The sequence below is a fragment of the Nostoc sp. genome, from assembly GCF_054880495.1.
The window spans coordinates 1-17,323 of the sequence record NZ_JBTYKD010000174.1; the positions used below are offsets into that span (position 1 = coordinate 1).

Consider the following 17,323-nt stretch of genomic DNA (forward strand, 5'->3'; position numbering starts at 1 on the left):
TTTCAGGTGGAACTGTTTCAGGCGGAACTGTTTCAGGTGGAACTGTTTCAGGCGGAACTGTTTCAGGTGGAACTGTTTCAGGCGGAACTGTTTCAGGTGGAACTGTTTCAGGTGGAACTGTTTCAGGCGGAACTGTTTCAGGCGGAACTGTTTCAGGCGGAACTATTTCAGGCGGAACTGTTTCAGGCGGAACTATTTCAGGTGGAACTATTTCAGGCGGAACTGTTTCAGGCGGAACTGTTTCAGGTGGAACTGTTTCAGGCGGAACTGTTTCAGGCGGAACTGTTTCACCAGGGTTCCCGGCTCCATCCATACTTCCGCCTAAGAGGGGCTTTGCTTCTAGGATCAAAATATTTCCGCCAGGGAGTCTGCCGTCGCGAATCATGAAGGCGGCGGCTGCCAAAGAGCCGATACCACCACCCAACAGATAAGCATTAGATTCCTTAACCATGTCAATTGACTCCCTGACGAGTTTAGTTTAATCGTGTCTTACGTCTTTTGTAGCCTAAATCTAAAGTTAGGGAGTTGTAGAGAAATAAAATACCATCTAATCTATAGTTAAATCACCCAAAACGAGGTAAATGATTTAATCAGGGTTATCAAAAGCGAGCTTTTGTTTTGCCACGCAACTTGGGTTATTACGGCTCTCGTTTGGATGCAATACATGGTAGGGGCACAGAAAAAGCTCATCCGTCTCAACTTCACGTGAAAGCCAGTCTATAAGCAGCTTTTAAGATTGTCTCGTTCCCAGTCTCCGACTCTTAATGCATTCCGAGAGGGCTGCCGCCTCAAGACTTGCGGCTCTGCCACAACGAGCAGCATTTTTAGTCTCTGGTTGGAAACGAGGTTTGAAAAAGGTTTTGGGTTAACTTGACACCAATGAGCATTGCTGTACCCCTACAAATGGTACGCCAGTTCGCCCAAGTCGGGAAACCCGCCCACGAGACTGGCTCCTGTATTCTATGCAATTGAGAACCGCGATACTAGGGCTGGCAAACATCATTGCTTTAGCTTGCGAATAAGCTGTTTTTTAGCTCGTAATCACTAGAAGCGATAGCCTAATCCGGCTTGGAAACTGAGGGCATCAGCATCACTATTTCTGTAAGCGTCAATACCCCATTTAGTATCCCCATAGGCAATGACATTGTTGCTAACTTCTGATTCAATACCAAGGGTAACTACAGGTGCATTCTGATTCCCCAATGGGGTTTTTTGACCTTCATCAGTTACAAAAGAATAACCACCACCGAAGTAAATATTAGTATTTTTGGCGATGGGCGCATCATAAGTCACTATAGGCATAATAGCGGCAGCATCACCACCATACAGCACAGAACCCCGCACTGAAAGAGGTGTTTTGGGAACGGCGTAACGTCCTTGAATATTGCCACCAACTTGTGCGTCATCGTTTCCTTGTCCGCCACTGGTTGCACCAACGGCAATCCCAGCACCGATGTAATTGCCGTTTGTACCGGCTGTTTGAGCAGAAGCAATTCCCGCCGAGAGGACGATTGAAGCAACAGCAAATACAGAGGCAGCTAATTTTGTAAATTTCATAGAATTCTTCTCACCAGAGTTAAGTAAAATCAATGTTCTCTAGTACTAGAATCTCTTTTTTTACAAAATGTAACCTCGCACATTTGGCTCACCCTATTGGCTGAATTATTGTTCACCCAGTTGGGTGTACCAACTGAAATATTCAAATGACAGTTATTCTATTTCTTCAAAAAGCGCTGACGCAGAGCAGATATAAGTCTATTCACTTCTGGTATTTTCATCAATGAAGCGATCGCAGCAAACACCGCAATCCCCACGAAGCCAGATATACCCAACTCCAACACCAGAATCAGTAAACCTTCTTTACCTAACACCTGTTGACAAGCAACCAATGTACCATAGGTTGCTACGCCAGCTACCAAGCTACCAGCAGTCAAACCCAAAATCGGCACACTCCACTCACGCCAAGGTAAACCATTGAGTTTGCGATCGAGCAACCATAACAGCATTAACATTGAACTGCAATTTACACCCACTGTTGCTAACACCAAACCGGGAGCGCCAAAAGGTTCAACCAAAAACAAATCTAGTAAGGCGTTGAGCAAAATATTATAGATACTGATACGAAAAGGTGTCTGTCCATCGCCTAAAGCATAGAATACCCGCACCAAAACATCACGTCCCAAATAGGCAAACATCCCAATTCCATAAGCGACTAACAATGATGAAACTAGCTGTGTGGCTTCTGGCTTAAAAGCACCACGCTCATATACCACCTGCACAATGGGTACTGATAACGCCACCATCAGCGCCCCTAGCGGTAGCATGGTGAAGGCAGTGAGTAGCAGTCCTTGGCGAATGCGTGATTTTAGCTCTGGCCAATTTTCGGGTTCGGCAAGTTTGGCAAATATTGGTAATAGGGGCAGTAAAATGATATTAGAAATAATCCCCAAGGGAGTTTGGACTAATAGATTCGCATAGTTAAATCCTGCCGCAGCGCCAGGGATAGGACTGGCAAAATAAAGGTCAGTGGCAACATTAATTGGCATCATTCCAGAGGAAATTGTTGCCGGAGTCATGATTTTAATTACTTCTTGAACACCTGGGGATTTAAACTCAAACCGTAGGCGTAATGTGCCTAATCCTAACCGCCACTGGACAATTAGCTGCACTAACCACTGGAGAACTGCTCCTGCTAAAGTTCCCCAAGCTAACACCATTCCCCCGATTAAAGCGTACTCCGGCTTAATCATATCTTTGCCCAGTTGCATAGCCAAGATACCAAGACCGACAACAACCGTAATACTGGATAATAAGGGACTAATGGAGAGTAACCAATATTGATTGGCTGTATTTAGAGTACCGAAGCCAATACCAATTAATCCTGAAAATAAAGCCATTGGTGCCATAATGCGGAGTTGTTGAATGGCGATCGCTCTGGTTGTCTCTTGCAAACCATGACCAACGAAATCAACGATCGCATCCGCAAATAAAATCTGAGCAACTGTCACCAGCAACAACACTCCAGCCACCAGCGTTGTCACGGTTTCTACTAGGGGAGCCGCTTCTTCTCGCCGACGCTTGGCTAAAACGCTGACGATCGCACTGTGTAATGGCCCATTTACACCACCGAGTAATATTAATAGAAAGCCAGGGATAATATAGGCATAACTATAGGCAGTGGCAGCAGCACCAACACCAAATGCGGCAGCGATCGCTTGCTGCCGCACTAAACCGAAGATTTTACTAATTAATGTGGCTGCGGCAACAATGCCAGCAATTCCAGCGAAAGAACGAGAGGGTTTTTGGTCTTGTTGTGTCACGAATAATACCAGACAACTCTTAGAGAGTGCATACTTTACAAACATTTAACCTGAAATCCGGCAGTCTGTCAGGTAAATTTCGATAAATTAATTATTTTAAGTGCGTTCGCCCTTGGCGTTGGCGGAGCGATCGTACAATTATACGTATTACTTGGGAAGGAAATCGGCTTTGAACATCCTTATGGATGGCTGAGTGTATTTGATTCCGATGATCTGCAAGGCTTTATCAACGAGCTAAGTGAGGCTTTTCGGTTGATAGATTCCTCTCCTACAGCATGGGAGATGATTGACGCGCTCATCCATGAATGGCATGAGAGCGCCTTAGCAATCGTTAGCCTTGAACTGACAGCAGCTTTTAGTGCCGGCTGTCGCACTAAACCGAAGACTTTAGAGAACTCCAAATAAATAAATTATTCCATCTTGTGGGATGGGCCGGAAAGCCATTGGTGTCAACTTAAGAAAAAATCTGCTTTGAGAAGACGTTTTGCCCTCATCCCCTAACCCCTTCTCCCGACCTGGGAGAAGGGGAACTAGATAATTTGCTCCCCTCTCCCAATTTTGGGAGAGGGGCTGTTCTTGTGAGGGTCAAACCTCGCCAAGTTTACGCAAAGCTGTACTTAGTCATGTTTTGTGTTGCCTAGAAGCAAAAATTATTTTTTAAATTACGAGGATAGATCAACAAAGGGGAACTATAACAATACCCATCTTCTGGGAAATAGTTGAACACTGTAAAAATTTGCAGATTGTCATATTTTTTTTGACGCCCTTTAACCCCATGAAGCTTGGTACGAGGAACCCTTATATAAAAACGACATAATTCAGAGCAATGGAACCCAATTCAAATTTCACGGAGAATCAACTTCAACAGCAACTAGAGCAACAAAAGGCTCTGGCAAATGCAATTGTGCGAATTCGGAAGTCTCTTCACTTAGAAACAATTTTTCAAACTACCGTTACACAAGTGCGACAGTTGCTAAATGCTGACCGAGTAGCAGTCTTCCAGTTTGACCTGGAAAAAGATTGGGAAGGAGAATTTATTTCTGAGGATGTTGCACTTGGCTGGGACTCAGTATTGGCACTAAAAGTTTACAACCACTGCTTTGGAGAACAATTTGCTTCCAGTTATCAACAAGGTAGAGTGCAAGCAGTAGCAAATATTTACAAGGCGGGACTGAGTGATTGTCATCTGGAAATTTTGAGTAAATTTCAGATACAGTCCAACCTTGTTGTCCCATTATCGCGGGAGAACAAACTGTGGGGATTGCTTTGCATTCATCAATGCAGTGAAGCTCGTGACTGGAAAGAATCGGAAATTGAGTTTATTCGTCAAATTGCTGACCATCTTTCCGTTGCAATTCAACAAGCGAAGCATTTCCACGAAGTCCAATTGCAAGCCGCAAAATTGGCTCAAGCAGTTCAACGCGACCAAGTAATAGCTCAGATTGTTGATAAAATTCGTTCACCGATTGATATTGAAACCATCTTTAAAACCACAACTCAAGAAATATGCAAGCTGCTGCAAGCTGATCGAGTTGCCATCTTTAGGTTCAACCCAGATTGGAGTGGTAACTTTGTTGCTGAATCAGTTGTGTCAGGCTGGACTCCCTTAGTTGGCGTTCAGCCTACGATTTTTGATACTTATTTACAACACACCCAAGGCGGACGTTACGTTGACAATCAGACATTTATAGTTAATGACATTTATCAAGCCGGATTAACAGACTGCCATATAACCCTGTTGGAGCAATTCCAGGCAAAATCCTTTGCAAGTGCCCCCATTCTCCAGGGAGATCAACTTTGGGGAGTCATCGCTGCCTACCAAAATGCCTCACCCAGACAGTGGCAATCTTATGAAGTCGAATCATTGATCAAAATCGGCACACAAATTGGTGTGGCACTGCTACACCATAAGTTGCTGGAATATGCTCAGTACCAAGCAGAGCAACAAAAAACATTAACTAGCGTGATTACTCGAATTCGGGAGTCCCTAGATTTAGATACAATCTTCCAGACTACTGTCACCGAGGCACGGCAAATGCTGCAAGCAGACCGAGTGGCAGTCTTTCGTTTTGACCTTCAAAAAGATTGGGAAGGAGAATTTATTTCTGAGGATGTTGTACCTGAGTGTAACTCGGTAATGGCAGAAAAAGTTTATGATTATTGCTTCGGTGAAAACTTTGCGAACCTTTACGCACAAGGTCGAGTAAATGCGATCGCTGACATTTATCAACAAAACTTTTCAGGTTGCTACGTCCAAATCCTAGAAAAATTTCAAGTGCGTGCAAATATGCTCGCACCTCTCTTGAAAAAAGGTGAACTTTGGGGATTGCTGTGTATTCACCAATGTAACGCTCCTCGTGACTGGCAACCCTCTGAAATTGAATTTACCAGTCAAATAGCCCAGCAATTAGGAGTCGCATTAAAACAGGATTCTTATTTAAAGCAAGTTCAAATGCAGGTTGTCCAGTTAGCAGAAGCCACCGAACGGGAGAAATCAATGGAACGGCAAGAACTGCTGGCTGCAACCATTGATAAAATCCGACAGTCACTCGATATTCAAACTATTTTTAGAACCACTACTCAAGCTGTGCGAGAGTTGCTAGAAGTCGAGCGAGTTGCAATCTACCGCTTCAACTCAGATTGGAGCGGTAAATTTGTGGCAGATTCCTTTAAAGATGGTTGGAAACTTGTTGCACAAGCCCAACCAATGATTAGAGAAACTTTTGAGGACACAGACGACGATAACCAACTTCCACGTAACGAAACTTTTGTTCCGATTCGGGAAGGTGAAAAATTATGGGGATTATTAGTTGCTTATCAAAATTCGCAACCGCGTTATTGGAAAGAGGAAGAAATTAATTTACTGGCTCAAGTAGGGGTGCAATTTGGAATTGCAATTCAGCAAGCGGAATTACTCGAACAAACTAAACGTCAAACCTTAGAACTTACTCAAGCCCTGCAAGAATTAAAACAAACTCAGACCCGGTTAATTCAGGGTGAAAAAATGGCAGGTTTAGGACAACTACTTGCTGGAGTCGCGCATGAAATCAACAATCCTATCAGTTTTATTTTTGGCAATCTTATCCATTTAAATGAATATACTCAAGAACTGTTAAATGTTGTGAAACTTTACCGTCAAAACTCCTCCTTATTGCCAACTGTCCAACAGCAAATTGACAAGACTGATTTGGACTTTCTCATCGAAGATTTACCCAAAACCCTTGAGTCAATGAAAGTAGGAACAGAGCGCATTTGTGAGATTGTGCTATCACTGCGTAACTTTTCTCGTACAGATGAGGTTGAATTGAAGCCAGTAGAAATTCATGAAGGATTGGATAGTACTTTGCTGATCTTAGGGCATCGCCTCAAAAATAATAATAAACGCCCAGCTATTGAGATTGTTAAAGAATATGGTAGTTTACCTTTGCTCGAATGCTATCCCGCGCAATTAAATCAAGTGTTTATGAATCTTTTGAGTAACAGTATTGATGCATTAGAGGAAAAGTTTAAAACTATACATGAAAACTATTTGAATTTATCCCAAAGGTCTCCGATAATACCCTTAATTATCTGGATTAGTACGCAAGCCGTTAATAACCAGATTGTAATTAGAATAGCTGATAATGGTCTAGGGATTCCAGAAGAGGTGCGATCGCACATTTTTGACCCCTTCTTCACCACCAAAGCAATAGGTAAAGGTACAGGGTTAGGATTATCTATCAGTTATCAAATCGTGGTTGAAAAACATCATGGTCAGATTAAATGTTTCTCTAAACCAGGAGAAGGAACAGAGTTTTTGATTGAAATTCCCACCACTAGTTAAAGGTCAAATTAGTTTATTAGAGTGTCTTAGTACAGAATTTATAAGTTTATAGCGAACTAAAATTGGCAAAACTCAGCGCGACGGCAGTCGCTATAACGGGGGGAACCCCCGCAACGCGCTGCCTCCCCTCTGCGTTTAAAAAAGCTACGAATTTCGGAAATCCTATATTTAGGCTTGCCGTAACGCACCGATTCTAAGGTGTTGATGCCATACTCTTTGCGCTAACACACCCGACTATCGACAACCCAAACTATCTCGCGTTGACACACCCGTAACAGAATTTACACCATCAGCTCTTTCACACAGCAGCGATACTTGATAACGATCAACCAAAGCATCCGTAAAATCAGCACCAGTGATATCAGCATCGTAAAAGCGACTGCTGGTCAAAGTTGCTTCTTTAAGAATTGCATTTTTGAGATTAGCACTATCCATAGTCACGCGATCAATTAAAGCCCCGCTCAAGTTCGCACCTTCCAGATTTGCTTTTAATAAAATTCCCTTAGTCAGAATTGCATTGCTTAAATTCGCCCCTTGAAAATTTGCCCCCCGCATTTCTGCAGCGACAAAAGTCACACCTACCAAATCAGTATGAGAAAAGTCCCGATTTTCTAAATTTATATTGTTGTAGTTGATTGTGTTTACTTGAGCAAAAGCCGGTTTGGGATTAAGTATTATCCACAAAAATGCTAGTATCAAAATCGCAATCAAACCAAAAAAGCGCAGTAAAATCTTTTTCATAACTTTATTATTTGTCAGTAGTCATTAGTCATTGGTTAAATGACTAATGATTAATGACTCTTACCTATTTCCAATCTTTACCAATGCGGATTGTGAGATCAGATTCTAAATCACCAATCGCCGACACCTCGATTTGACCCAAGCCTAAGACTTTTTGCAAATCAACTCCAACTTGTCGGTTGCCTTTTTGGACAACAATCTGAGTTTGACGTTGGGTATCTGGCCAATCAGGCACTTTGTAAATATTAGTAAAGCCTTTTTGTTTGAGATAAGCAATAACTTTTTCAGTTAGCTGAGGTTGATTGGAAGCATTTTGAATAGCAATTTTGAGGTTAGGAACCCGGCGCATATCTGGCTTCAAACCAGGTACATTTACCCCAACATAATCATTCAACAGGCTCTGTTGTCCAGTCATGTTCAGCCAATAGCTATCACGGTCTTTGCTAAAACGGCTAAACGTACCAGGCAACATGGTCATTTGGAAATTATCCCGATCCAAGTTGAGTCCGAAGTTCACCAACGCCATCATTTCTTCCATCTTCAGGTTGGTATCAAAGTATTTTCGCATCAAACGAGTTAATTGAGGCAACCTGGGTAAGACGGTAGGACTATTTAAGCGTTGCAGCAATGCTGCTGTTAGTGCTTGCTGACGCTGCACTCTCGGCAAATCTCCTAAACCTGGTTCGCGGAATCGGACAAACTGTTCTGCTTGTTCGCCGTTGAGGGTTTGCCAGCCACTGACTAAATTAATCGACAGCCGACTGCTGGAGTCTTTATATTCCATTGATTTGGGAACAAAGACCTCTACTCCGCCTAACTGATCGACTATCTGCCGCAAGCCGCTAGTAGAAATGCGGATGTAGCGATCGATTGGGGCATTGTTTAAGGTACGGCTAACTACCCGTGCTGCCAAGACTGGGCCGCCTTTGGCATTGGCGTCAGATACCTTAGTTAATCCCTTTTCTCCCTTTTCGGGGATGGCGATCATCGTATCTCTGGGAATCGAAAGCACCCGTACAGATTTTTCAGTCGGGTTAAGCCGTACCAGCAGCATGGTGTCGCTTTTCCCAGCAAAGCTTTCTGGTGAACCATCAACAGTATCTCTAACTGGTTCAATCCCCATAATTAAAATATTCATCGGTCGTGAAAGCTGGTACTGGGAGAGTTTGCTCCATAACTCCCCTGGTAGTGGTATTTTTACCTCGTCTTTAGTAGTAGTTCCTAAATCTTCATCTGTTCGATCTAGATTGCTCCACAACGGAGTCCAAAGTGCTAATGTTGATACCAGTAACCCAGATAAGATGATGCCGATAACAATAGTCGTGATCCACAACAGCCATCGAGGCATGGTCAAGCCTAGTCTCTCGTAAAGCTGATTAGAAATTGCACCCACTGATTCGATGACGCTACGGTTTGGATTCGCTGGCTGGTTTAGTTCTACCTCCTCCTCCTCTGAATCAGCTACTGGTGCAGGTGTTACTTGATTTTCCGTCCGTTGAAGTTGCGGCGATCGCACTTCAGTTTCAAATTCTGCTACTTGTTGAGATGTAACCGGATTGTCCGACCATTCGATTTGTTTTATCACAATTATTTCCCCACTCAACCACTCCCTAAAAGTTATGTTAATCGAAGCTACAAATATTGCCAGTGGAAAAGCTCACTGTAAACTTGTAATGTTCTTCGGTAAGCGTGTATGACAACATGAATACTTTATTGTTCCCCGTAATCCTTGCTGGTGGTAAAGGTGAACGTTTTTGGCCTCTGAGTCGTAAAGACCGACCAAAACAATTTTTAAGTCTTGATGGTAGCTCTAGAAGCTTATTACAAGCAACCGCCGATCGCTTGTTAGCACTCGGAGGCACTTGGGATTCCTTGTGGGTTATCACTTCTAGTCAGATAGCTGAAGGGGTACGACAACAATTACCTGATCTACCAGTTGAAAACTTATTGATCGAGTCGGAAGGAAGAGACACAGCCGCAGCCGTTGCTTGGACAAGTTTAGAAATCAAACAGCGCTATGGAGAAGACGCTGTGATTGGCTTTTTCCCTGCTGACCACTGGATTGCTGATCAGAAGGCGTTTGCAGACGCTTTAAGCGCGGCTACGCAACTGGCCGCAAGCACAGCAGCGATCGTTACACTGGGGATCAAACCTACTTTTCCATCAACAGGTTATGGCTACATTGAACAAGGTGAAAAAATAGGTAGCTTTAATGAGTTGCCAGCTTATCACGTCAACCGTTTTACTGAAAAGCCCAACCGGGAAACGGCAGAAACTTTTTTATCTACGGGACGCTTTAGCTGGAATAGTGGGATGTTCGTTTTTCGGGCAGGGGTTGTTCTCAAGGAACTACATACCCATGCTCCAGAAATTATCGAACCTTTAGAAGAACATGGGTCTAATATCTATCCCCAGTTGCCTAAGAAGAGTATAGACTATGCGCTAATGGAAAAGACAAATTTAGCATATGTTTTGCCAGTTGATTTTGGTTGGGATGATTTAGGAGATTGGAATGCGATCGAACGCTTACTGAAGACAGAGGAGACTCCCAATGTAGAACTCGCTACCCACATAGGGTTGGATACGCAGGGAGCGATTATTTATGCCTCAAATCCAGAAGATGTAGTTGTTACTATTGGTTTAGAGGACGTGGTGATTGTGCGCGATCGCAATGTCACCCTCGTTGTTAAAAAAGAACGTACCCAGGAAATTAAGCAGATCCTCAAAATCCTCCAAAGCGATTCCCGATTCACCGACCTGCTATAAAAGTTAAAACCCTTGGCAGAGGCTAAAAAGTCTATTTTTCCATTATAACTTGACTGTCTAAAAGCAGAGCATTGGGTATTGGGCAATTCAATTTTGGATTTTGGATTGACGATAGCGGAGCGTTAGCGAGTCCACGATAGCGCAGCGGTAGCGAGTATTCGAGCGTCGCGTCTTTTGGATTAAATTTCAATCTAAAATCTAAAATTTTTACTCCCTCTACTCCCCCTACTCCCCTTACTCCCCTTACTCCCCACTCCCCAAAATGTTCCTCACCCAAACTGTTCCCCGTCAACGAGAAATTCTTGAAGTATTCCTTCGCAATGGCTGGGACTATATGCGAAGGCTACTTACTGGTGGCAAAGCTGATGAACCCCAGCTACCTACACCTGCGGTTTTAAAAAATATCCTGGTAGACTTGGGACCAGTTTATGTTAAACTTGGTCAGCTACTCTCCACCCGTCCAGATTTACTGACCGCCGCCTACATTGATGAACTGTCAACCCTGCAAGATGAAGTCCCAGCAGTTCCTTGGTCAGAGGTAGAAATAGTCCTCCGTAAAGAATTAAAACTTTCACTAGCAGAAACCTTCAGCAAAATTAACCCTATTCCTGTAGCCGCCGGATCAATTGCCCAGACACATCGAGCTACATTAATAGACGGTCGGGAAGTTGCTCTGAAAGTGCAACGTCCAGGAATTGATATTACTGTTGCCCAAGATATTGCTTTAATTCAAGGTATTGCTGATTTAGTGGCGCGTACTGAGTTTGGGCAAACCTACGAAATCAAATCCATCGCCGAAGAATTTACCAAAGCTCTAGAAGCTGAATTAGATTTTACGCGGGAAGCGGGTTTTACAGACCAACTGCGGCGCAACTTATCTAAGAGTCGTTGGTTTGATCCCACACAAATAGTAGTTGCGGAAATTAACTGGGAATTGACCACAGAAAAATTAATGGTGATGGAATGGCTGGATGGGGTGCCGTTCCTGTCTGCGGATTTGAACAATAACAACAATGGTAAAGACCCTGCTGTAGAGCGTAAAGAAATAACTACTTTGTTATTTCGGGTATTTTTTCAGCAACTATATCTTGATGGCTTTTTTCACGCTGATCCTCATCCGGGGAACTTGTTTTATCTCAAAGATGGTCGTATTGCCCTCTTAGACTGTGGGATGGTGGGAAGACTTGATCCCCGTACACAGCAGATATTAACAGAAATGTTGTTAGCGATCGTTGATTTAGATGCTCAAAGGTGCGCTCAGTTAACTTTGCAACTAGCAGATTCTGCTCAACCAGTAATTTTGTCACGGCTGGAAAATGATTATGACCGGATGTTACGAAAGTATTATAATGTCAGCTTGACTGAGATGAATTTCAGTCAAATAATTTACGAAGTTTTGCAAATTGCTCGTAATAATAAAATTCGTCTACCTAGCAACATGGGTTTGTATGCTAAAACCATAGCAAACTTAGAGGGTGTGGCGCGGACATTCAACCCGGAGATTAATCTGATTGAGGAAATCAAGCCATTAATTACAGACTTGTTTAGTCGGCAATTATTGGGCGATAATCCAATGCGATCGCTATTACGGACAGCCTTAGATATTAAAAGTCTGTCTCTACAATCTCCTCGCCAAATTGAACTGTTATTAGACCGAGTTACCTCAGAAACCTTACAGTGGAATCTCTCACTGCGGGGTTTAGATGGCGTGCGGCGTACTATGGACGATGCGGCTAACCGACTATCTTTTAGTATTTTAGTGGGTTCGCTAATTATGGGTGCAGCAATTATTTCCACCAGAGCGCAGACAACTCAGCTATCTTTCTTAAGCAGCATCCTGTTTGCAGCCGCTAGTTTATTGGGTTTGTGGTTAATTATTAGTACATTGCGATCGGGACGTTTACGGTGAAACCTTGTTTGAAACTTTCTTGATCAAAGAAAGATTTCTCGAACACTGACATATACCACCTCACGATTTGCCAAACTCAAAGAAGTTCCATTACTTCAAAGGATGTAGATGAGCATAGTTGTAGTTTATGGCTAATACCCTTTCACTTTAATAATGATACAAATATAGGAATCATATTTGATTTCTGAAAAAATCTCGGTAGTAATGTTGCAAAAAAATTGTAGGTTGGGGAGCCACTGCGTTGCGCGGGTTTCCCGCGTTGTAGCAAGTGGCGTTGGAGGCTTTGCCAAAGCCAACATCCTGATAATCAGTTGGGTTGCGCTCCGCTCCACCCAACCTACGTCTACGTCTAATGCACTATTTTAGCCTAGAGGGTTCACTACGTGCATTTCAAAAATCAAATACTAGTTCTATACCTTGGTAGGGGCACAGCAATGCTGTGCCCCTACGAGAAATCTATATGTATCAGGGTTTGTGTGAAATGGTATAAAGTGGAGATATTTACAATGGTCTACGCCTATCCACTGATGTACTTTGCTAGAGATTTTATAAATTACTTGGTATCGTCTTAAACTTTTCTGGTGTCCCCAAAGAATAATCTTCTAACTTAAAATCAGCAAAAGGCTTTTTTTCTAACCTATCCCGTAATGCCTCATCCAGAATTAAACCTGCTGATTGTTTTTTAACCCCAATGATTATAATACTTCTCTGATATTTAGTTAAATCCTGATTTGCCTGACAATCACTCCGTTGAAATTCTCCCAAATTTAATAACCGATAACCTTTGACGTTTGGTGTATTAATAAATAGTTTTTTCACTAAAAGTTGTATTTGTTTGGAACGTTCTAAAGCCATACGTTCTGGAACTGCTATATCACCCTTACAAGAAATGCCTACAGAGATAATCTCACTAGGATCTTCCATTATCTTTTGTATACCTTCTTGTTCTAAGTTCAACTTTAAAAGGTCTAGACTAATAATTTCATCATTATATTTAATTTGGAAATTGCTACCTAAAAGCCATTTATATTCTAGTGATAAAACAGCTATATTAAATTCGGCTACCTTCCCCTGACTATCCCTACCTTCTTGATAAGGAAAATAATCAATTTTATCTTTGTGATCTGAAGATTGTTCGGAATTTGGCATCAAAGAAAATTTTGATGTCCGCGTTGCTAAAGCCACTATACTAAGTAATCCTAATATCACTAGCAGGACTGCAAAAAATTCCAGTAATCGTACTTCTTCTGGCTGTTTATCTGGATGCGACAAAGTTTTATTAACTGGCGAAGACAACTGCTCAGGATTAAGATTGCCTACTAAATTAGTATTTCTAGGAGTAGTTTCTATTAGTTGAGTTTCAATTTCTTCTAGACACTGTAAAATTTCCTGAGCGTTGGCAGGACGCTTTTCTATATCCGGTAATGTTAGCCAATCAACTAAATTCAATAGTAAGGGTGAGATATGGATGGCATGATTTTGCCAGTGCAACAAATTGTGCTGTATATCATACATATCTAAGGGATGGTATCCCGTAAGTAAAAATACAAATGTGCGTCCCAAGGCAAAGAAATCTGATTGCGGTAGTGGTTGAGCATTCATTTGTTCTGGAGCGCTGTAGCCAGATGACATAAGTGCTGTCATCCCGTCGCCGTTGCTGAGTTGCTCTGGGTAGGTTCTGTGCATTTCGGTAGCTGTGCCAAAATCAATCAGTACCAAATCCCCCCAACCCTTCCCAATGGGGGATCGAATCATGATATTAGATGGCTTAATATCTCGATGTAAGTACTGTTTGCTATGCACTAAATCCAAAATTTCTAGTAATTGTTTTAACCAGGCGATCGCTTGTTCTTGAGAAATCGGGTAATTCTGCTGCTGTAGCCACTGTTCTAAGTTGTAGCCATCGATTTTTTCCATTGCAATGCAATGCAACACGAAACCATTTCGGGTTTGATACTGGAAGTAACTATCTTCTTTGGGAATGGCGGGATGCTTGAGTTGTGCCAATACGGTTACTTCTTGGTGAAATAGTTCTACTGCTTTGGTGTCGCTTGATAGATCATCTTTGAGTATCTTGAGGATTTTAGGTGTATCTTGTTCGTATGCTTCATAAACTTTACTAAACCCTGTTTTGTCACTCAACAGGCACGTCACCCGATAACGCCCTAGCAATTCCAAATGGGAACCACAACTTTGACAAAAGCGGTTTTGATGATTATCCGGGTGATTTGGTTTAGGGCAAACGGGATTTATACAAAGGCTCATGACTGGCTAACTGAGGAGTGGGGAGTGGGGGAGATGGGGGAGATGAGGGAGATGAGGGAGATGAGGGAGATGGGGGAGATGGGAGAGATGGGAGAGATGGGGGAGATGAGGGAGAATAACCAATGCCCAATACTTATCTACGAGAGGCTGCGCCAACGGCTTCTCTACGAGACCCTTCTCTACGAAGACGCTACGCGAACGGCAAGCTCAGGGCATCGCGCTACGCGAACGCTCAGTACAAGTGCCCAATGCCCCATACTTCGGCTTCGCTCAGTACAAGTGCCCAATCCCCCTAGACATTGCTCCTATTAATTCTTCTGTTGCTGTATGATAATCCCGTCTAATAATAATCAGATTTTCTATCTGTGTTCTGCCAAGAAAGCTGCTACAATTTGGTTAAATGCCTCTGGTTGTGTCAAAAACGGCCAATGATTGCCAGTAACTTGACAGATACGTAGGTTTTTAAGATAGGTTTTGTAGGGTTGGATTTGCCAATTTTGGCGATTTAGACCTTGTTCTGGTTGGACAAAGAGGGCAGGGGTATCAAGGGGGATTGTAAAACCAGGCACTTGCATGACTTCCTCAAAAATCCCGTCGCGGGCGGCGATAGTAAATTTGCTGCCCCAACTACCATCGAGTTTTTGTTCTATTCCTGCTTGGAAAACTTGTTGCTGTAAGGAACTCCATCCTTGATATTGCTTTAACTGCCGTGCTTGTTGTTCAGCTTCTTCATAACTGGTAAAGGGTCCCATGCTTTTGAGAAAAGGCAAGAAGCGATACAACATCGGAAAAGTTACCCTGAAAAGGCTGGGCATTTTCCAAATGAAAATCGGATCGATCAGAGTTATACTCCGCAAACGCTTTGGGTTTTGCCTTGCCCAGATGGCGGCTAATTTACCTGTCCACGAGTGACTGACAATATGGGCAAAAGTCCATCCGAGATGATCCATGAGTGCTTCGAGGTCTGCGATCGCACTTTCAAAACTATAATCTCTCTCAGGCTTACTACTTTGGCCATGTCCCCGCATATCTGGTGCAACTATGTGGTAGTCTGTCCCTAAGTAATCTCCTAAACTAGACCACACTAGAGCATGATCGCCTAAGCCGTGTAATAGCAGTAAAGGTTCTTGACCTTGGTTCCACTCTAAGTAAGAAAGTTGGATATCAGGCTTTGATAAAGTTTGACGTACAGGCATCATTGCATATCGGCCAGTGAAGAGATAGTTTCGCGTTTATATAATACTGCGAAAAAAGATGGTCAGCGTCAGGAGATGGGACTTGACAGCTATAACCAAGCTTTAAAATTCAAACCTGATGCTCTTTTCTCAATCGCTCAGTCAAATTACTTGGATGCGATCGCGCATTTGGAGTCAGAGTAATTAAATCGTCTATATTGCGTTTCATTGTCTGGCAAATCGCATCTAGAGGTAAGTCATTAAGGTCATAACCAAAGGGGTTTTCTATCTCCAAGCCGATGGCTTCAATGCCAGATACTGTAAAACCAACGAAAGCAGCAATTAAACCACCAACCCAGACTCTTGTTAGCGCCAGTGTCAACCCGCAACGGCAGTCTGATTGCGCCCTGTTAAGAGCTTCACTCTACAAGAACCGAGCTTGTTCGGTGTGGGCAGATAAGGAGTCAATTCTGAGTCTGAATGGTAGGACTTTCACCTACATCTGACCGAGAGTTCAGCCTTTTAGTGACAGTAATCTGCTGTCGGGCTGGATTAGTTATTTACGGACTGGATACCGTGATTCACTAATCAACGAATCGCATTGATATCTTCTAAGGCGTGTGGCTCTTTTTTCATCCCATTGAGTTTAGGGATCGCTTTGCACTAATAGTTAGTTAAATTTTTAAGGATAGCAACATCCCTCCCAAGTATGAAAGTAACTCACAACTCTAGGTAGTAGCGCCAGTGATTAAGGATGGCTAATTTAGAGAAAGATGCTTAGATATTCACTCCAGGTTGATTCACTACACTAATCCTCCGTGGCGCGTGCTGGGGATTTATTGCCTGTCTGAGTAAACTGGATGAAAAATCAAATGTTCCTTAGCACAGTGACAGATATGAAAGCAGATCAACTCCTGAAAAACTATGCCGCAGGTGTCAGAGACTTTACTGGTGTCAACTTGAGCGAGGCAAACTTAAGGGAAGCCGATCTCAGTGGCGTAATTTTAGATAGAGCAATTTTAGATGGAGCTAATCTGAGTCACGCTAATTTAGCTCACGCCAGTTTGATTGAGGCAGACTTAAATGGAGCAGATTTGAGCAATGCTAACCTCAGTGGTAGCAACTTAAGCGGCGCTATTTTGGATGGAGCGATCTTGGATGGAGCCGCAATGGATGGAGCTAATTTAAATCACGCTAATTTGACGGTTGCGAAACTGATTGAAACTAACTTAAGTGACGCGGATTTGCACGAAGCCAGCTTGATAGCGGCGAATCTAGATGGAGCCGATTTGAGTGGTGCAGACTTAACTGTAGCCGACTTATC

Annotated in this window: 13 protein-coding genes and 1 pseudogene; 6 read left to right on the forward strand and 8 right to left on the reverse strand. The window is 42.9% G+C overall.

Annotated features, from left to right (window positions below; all coding sequences use genetic code 11):
• The 3 genes from ACYTXL_RS16940 to murJ all read right to left on the reverse strand — a co-directional run.
• Positions 1 to 451 (reverse strand): oleate hydratase (locus ACYTXL_RS16940; protein ID WP_461925746.1); only part of this gene is annotated, 451 nt, incomplete at its 3' end.
• Between the two features lie 593 nt (positions 452 to 1,044).
• Positions 1,045 to 1,557, reverse strand: coding sequence for an outer membrane beta-barrel protein (locus tag ACYTXL_RS16945; RefSeq protein WP_461925747.1), 513 nt, complete (start codon positions 1,555 to 1,557; stop codon positions 1,045 to 1,047).
• A gap of 158 nt (positions 1,558 to 1,715) precedes the next feature.
• Positions 1,716 to 3,320: a murein biosynthesis integral membrane protein MurJ gene (gene murJ, locus ACYTXL_RS16950; RefSeq protein ID WP_461925748.1), complete on the reverse strand. Its 1,605-nt coding sequence runs from the start codon at positions 3,318 to 3,320 to the stop codon at positions 1,716 to 1,718.
• 252 nt (positions 3,321 to 3,572) lie between these two features.
• Here murJ and ACYTXL_RS16955 point away from each other — a divergent pair, with 252 nt between their 5' ends.
• Together ACYTXL_RS16955 and ACYTXL_RS16960 are read left to right on the forward strand one after the other, a co-directional pair.
• A complete protein-coding gene (locus ACYTXL_RS16955) occupies positions 3,573 to 3,725 on the forward strand; it encodes a hypothetical protein (RefSeq protein WP_461925749.1) in 153 nt (50 codons plus the stop codon).
• 421 nt (positions 3,726 to 4,146) lie between these two features.
• Entirely contained in the window at positions 4,147 to 7,143 is a 2,997-nt protein-coding gene (locus ACYTXL_RS16960) for a GAF domain-containing sensor histidine kinase (protein WP_461925750.1), read from the forward strand.
• Positions 7,144 to 7,377: 234 nt separating this feature from the next.
• Here ACYTXL_RS16960 and ACYTXL_RS16965 read toward each other — a convergent pair whose 3' ends face one another.
• Both ACYTXL_RS16965 and ACYTXL_RS16970 read right to left on the reverse strand, forming a co-directional pair.
• Positions 7,378 to 7,884, reverse strand: a complete 507-nt coding sequence (locus ACYTXL_RS16965) for a pentapeptide repeat-containing protein (protein WP_461925751.1) — start codon at positions 7,882 to 7,884, stop codon at positions 7,378 to 7,380.
• 64 nt (positions 7,885 to 7,948) lie between these two features.
• On the reverse strand, positions 7,949 to 9,469 hold the full coding sequence (locus tag ACYTXL_RS16970) for an LCP family protein (protein ID WP_461925752.1): 1,521 nt from the start codon (positions 9,467 to 9,469) through the stop codon (positions 7,949 to 7,951).
• A 116-nt stretch (positions 9,470 to 9,585) separates the two neighbouring features.
• On the opposite strand from ACYTXL_RS16970, the gene ACYTXL_RS16975 reads away from it, so the two are divergent.
• Entirely contained in the window at positions 9,586 to 10,650 is a 1,065-nt protein-coding gene (locus ACYTXL_RS16975; protein ID WP_461925753.1) for a mannose-1-phosphate guanylyltransferase, read from the forward strand.
• A 262-nt stretch (positions 10,651 to 10,912) separates the two neighbouring features.
• Positions 10,913 to 12,559 carry an ABC1 kinase family protein gene (locus ACYTXL_RS16980; protein WP_461925754.1) on the forward strand — a complete coding sequence of 549 codons (1,647 nt, stop codon included), beginning with the start codon at positions 10,913 to 10,915 and terminating at the stop codon, positions 12,557 to 12,559.
• 546 nt (positions 12,560 to 13,105) lie between these two features.
• On the opposite strand, the gene ACYTXL_RS16985 is transcribed toward ACYTXL_RS16980, so the two are convergent.
• Positions 13,106 to 14,824 carry a protein kinase domain-containing protein gene (locus ACYTXL_RS16985; protein WP_461925755.1) on the reverse strand — a complete coding sequence of 573 codons (1,719 nt, stop codon included), beginning with the start codon at positions 14,822 to 14,824 and terminating at the stop codon, positions 13,106 to 13,108.
• Positions 14,825 to 14,946: 122 nt separating this feature from the next.
• Between ACYTXL_RS16985 and ACYTXL_RS16990 the strand changes: the two genes are divergently transcribed.
• On the forward strand, positions 14,947 to 15,120 hold the full coding sequence (locus tag ACYTXL_RS16990; RefSeq protein ID WP_461925756.1) for a hypothetical protein: 174 nt from the start codon (positions 14,947 to 14,949) through the stop codon (positions 15,118 to 15,120).
• Between the two features lie 63 nt (positions 15,121 to 15,183).
• Here ACYTXL_RS16990 and ACYTXL_RS16995 read toward each other — a convergent pair whose 3' ends face one another.
• The gene (locus ACYTXL_RS16995) at positions 15,184 to 16,020 is read right to left on the reverse strand and encodes an alpha/beta fold hydrolase (RefSeq protein WP_461925758.1); all 837 of its coding nucleotides are present in this window, start codon (positions 16,018 to 16,020) and stop codon (positions 15,184 to 15,186) included.
• A gap of 109 nt (positions 16,021 to 16,129) precedes the next feature.
• Positions 16,130 to 16,357 (reverse strand): annotated as a pseudogene (locus ACYTXL_RS17000) (hypothetical protein); the annotation flags it as partial.
• A 502-nt stretch (positions 16,358 to 16,859) separates the two neighbouring features.
• Here ACYTXL_RS17000 and ACYTXL_RS17005 point away from each other — a divergent pair.
• A partial coding sequence (locus ACYTXL_RS17005; RefSeq protein WP_461925757.1) for a pentapeptide repeat-containing protein occupies positions 16,860 to 17,323 on the forward strand: 464 nt, incomplete at its 3' end.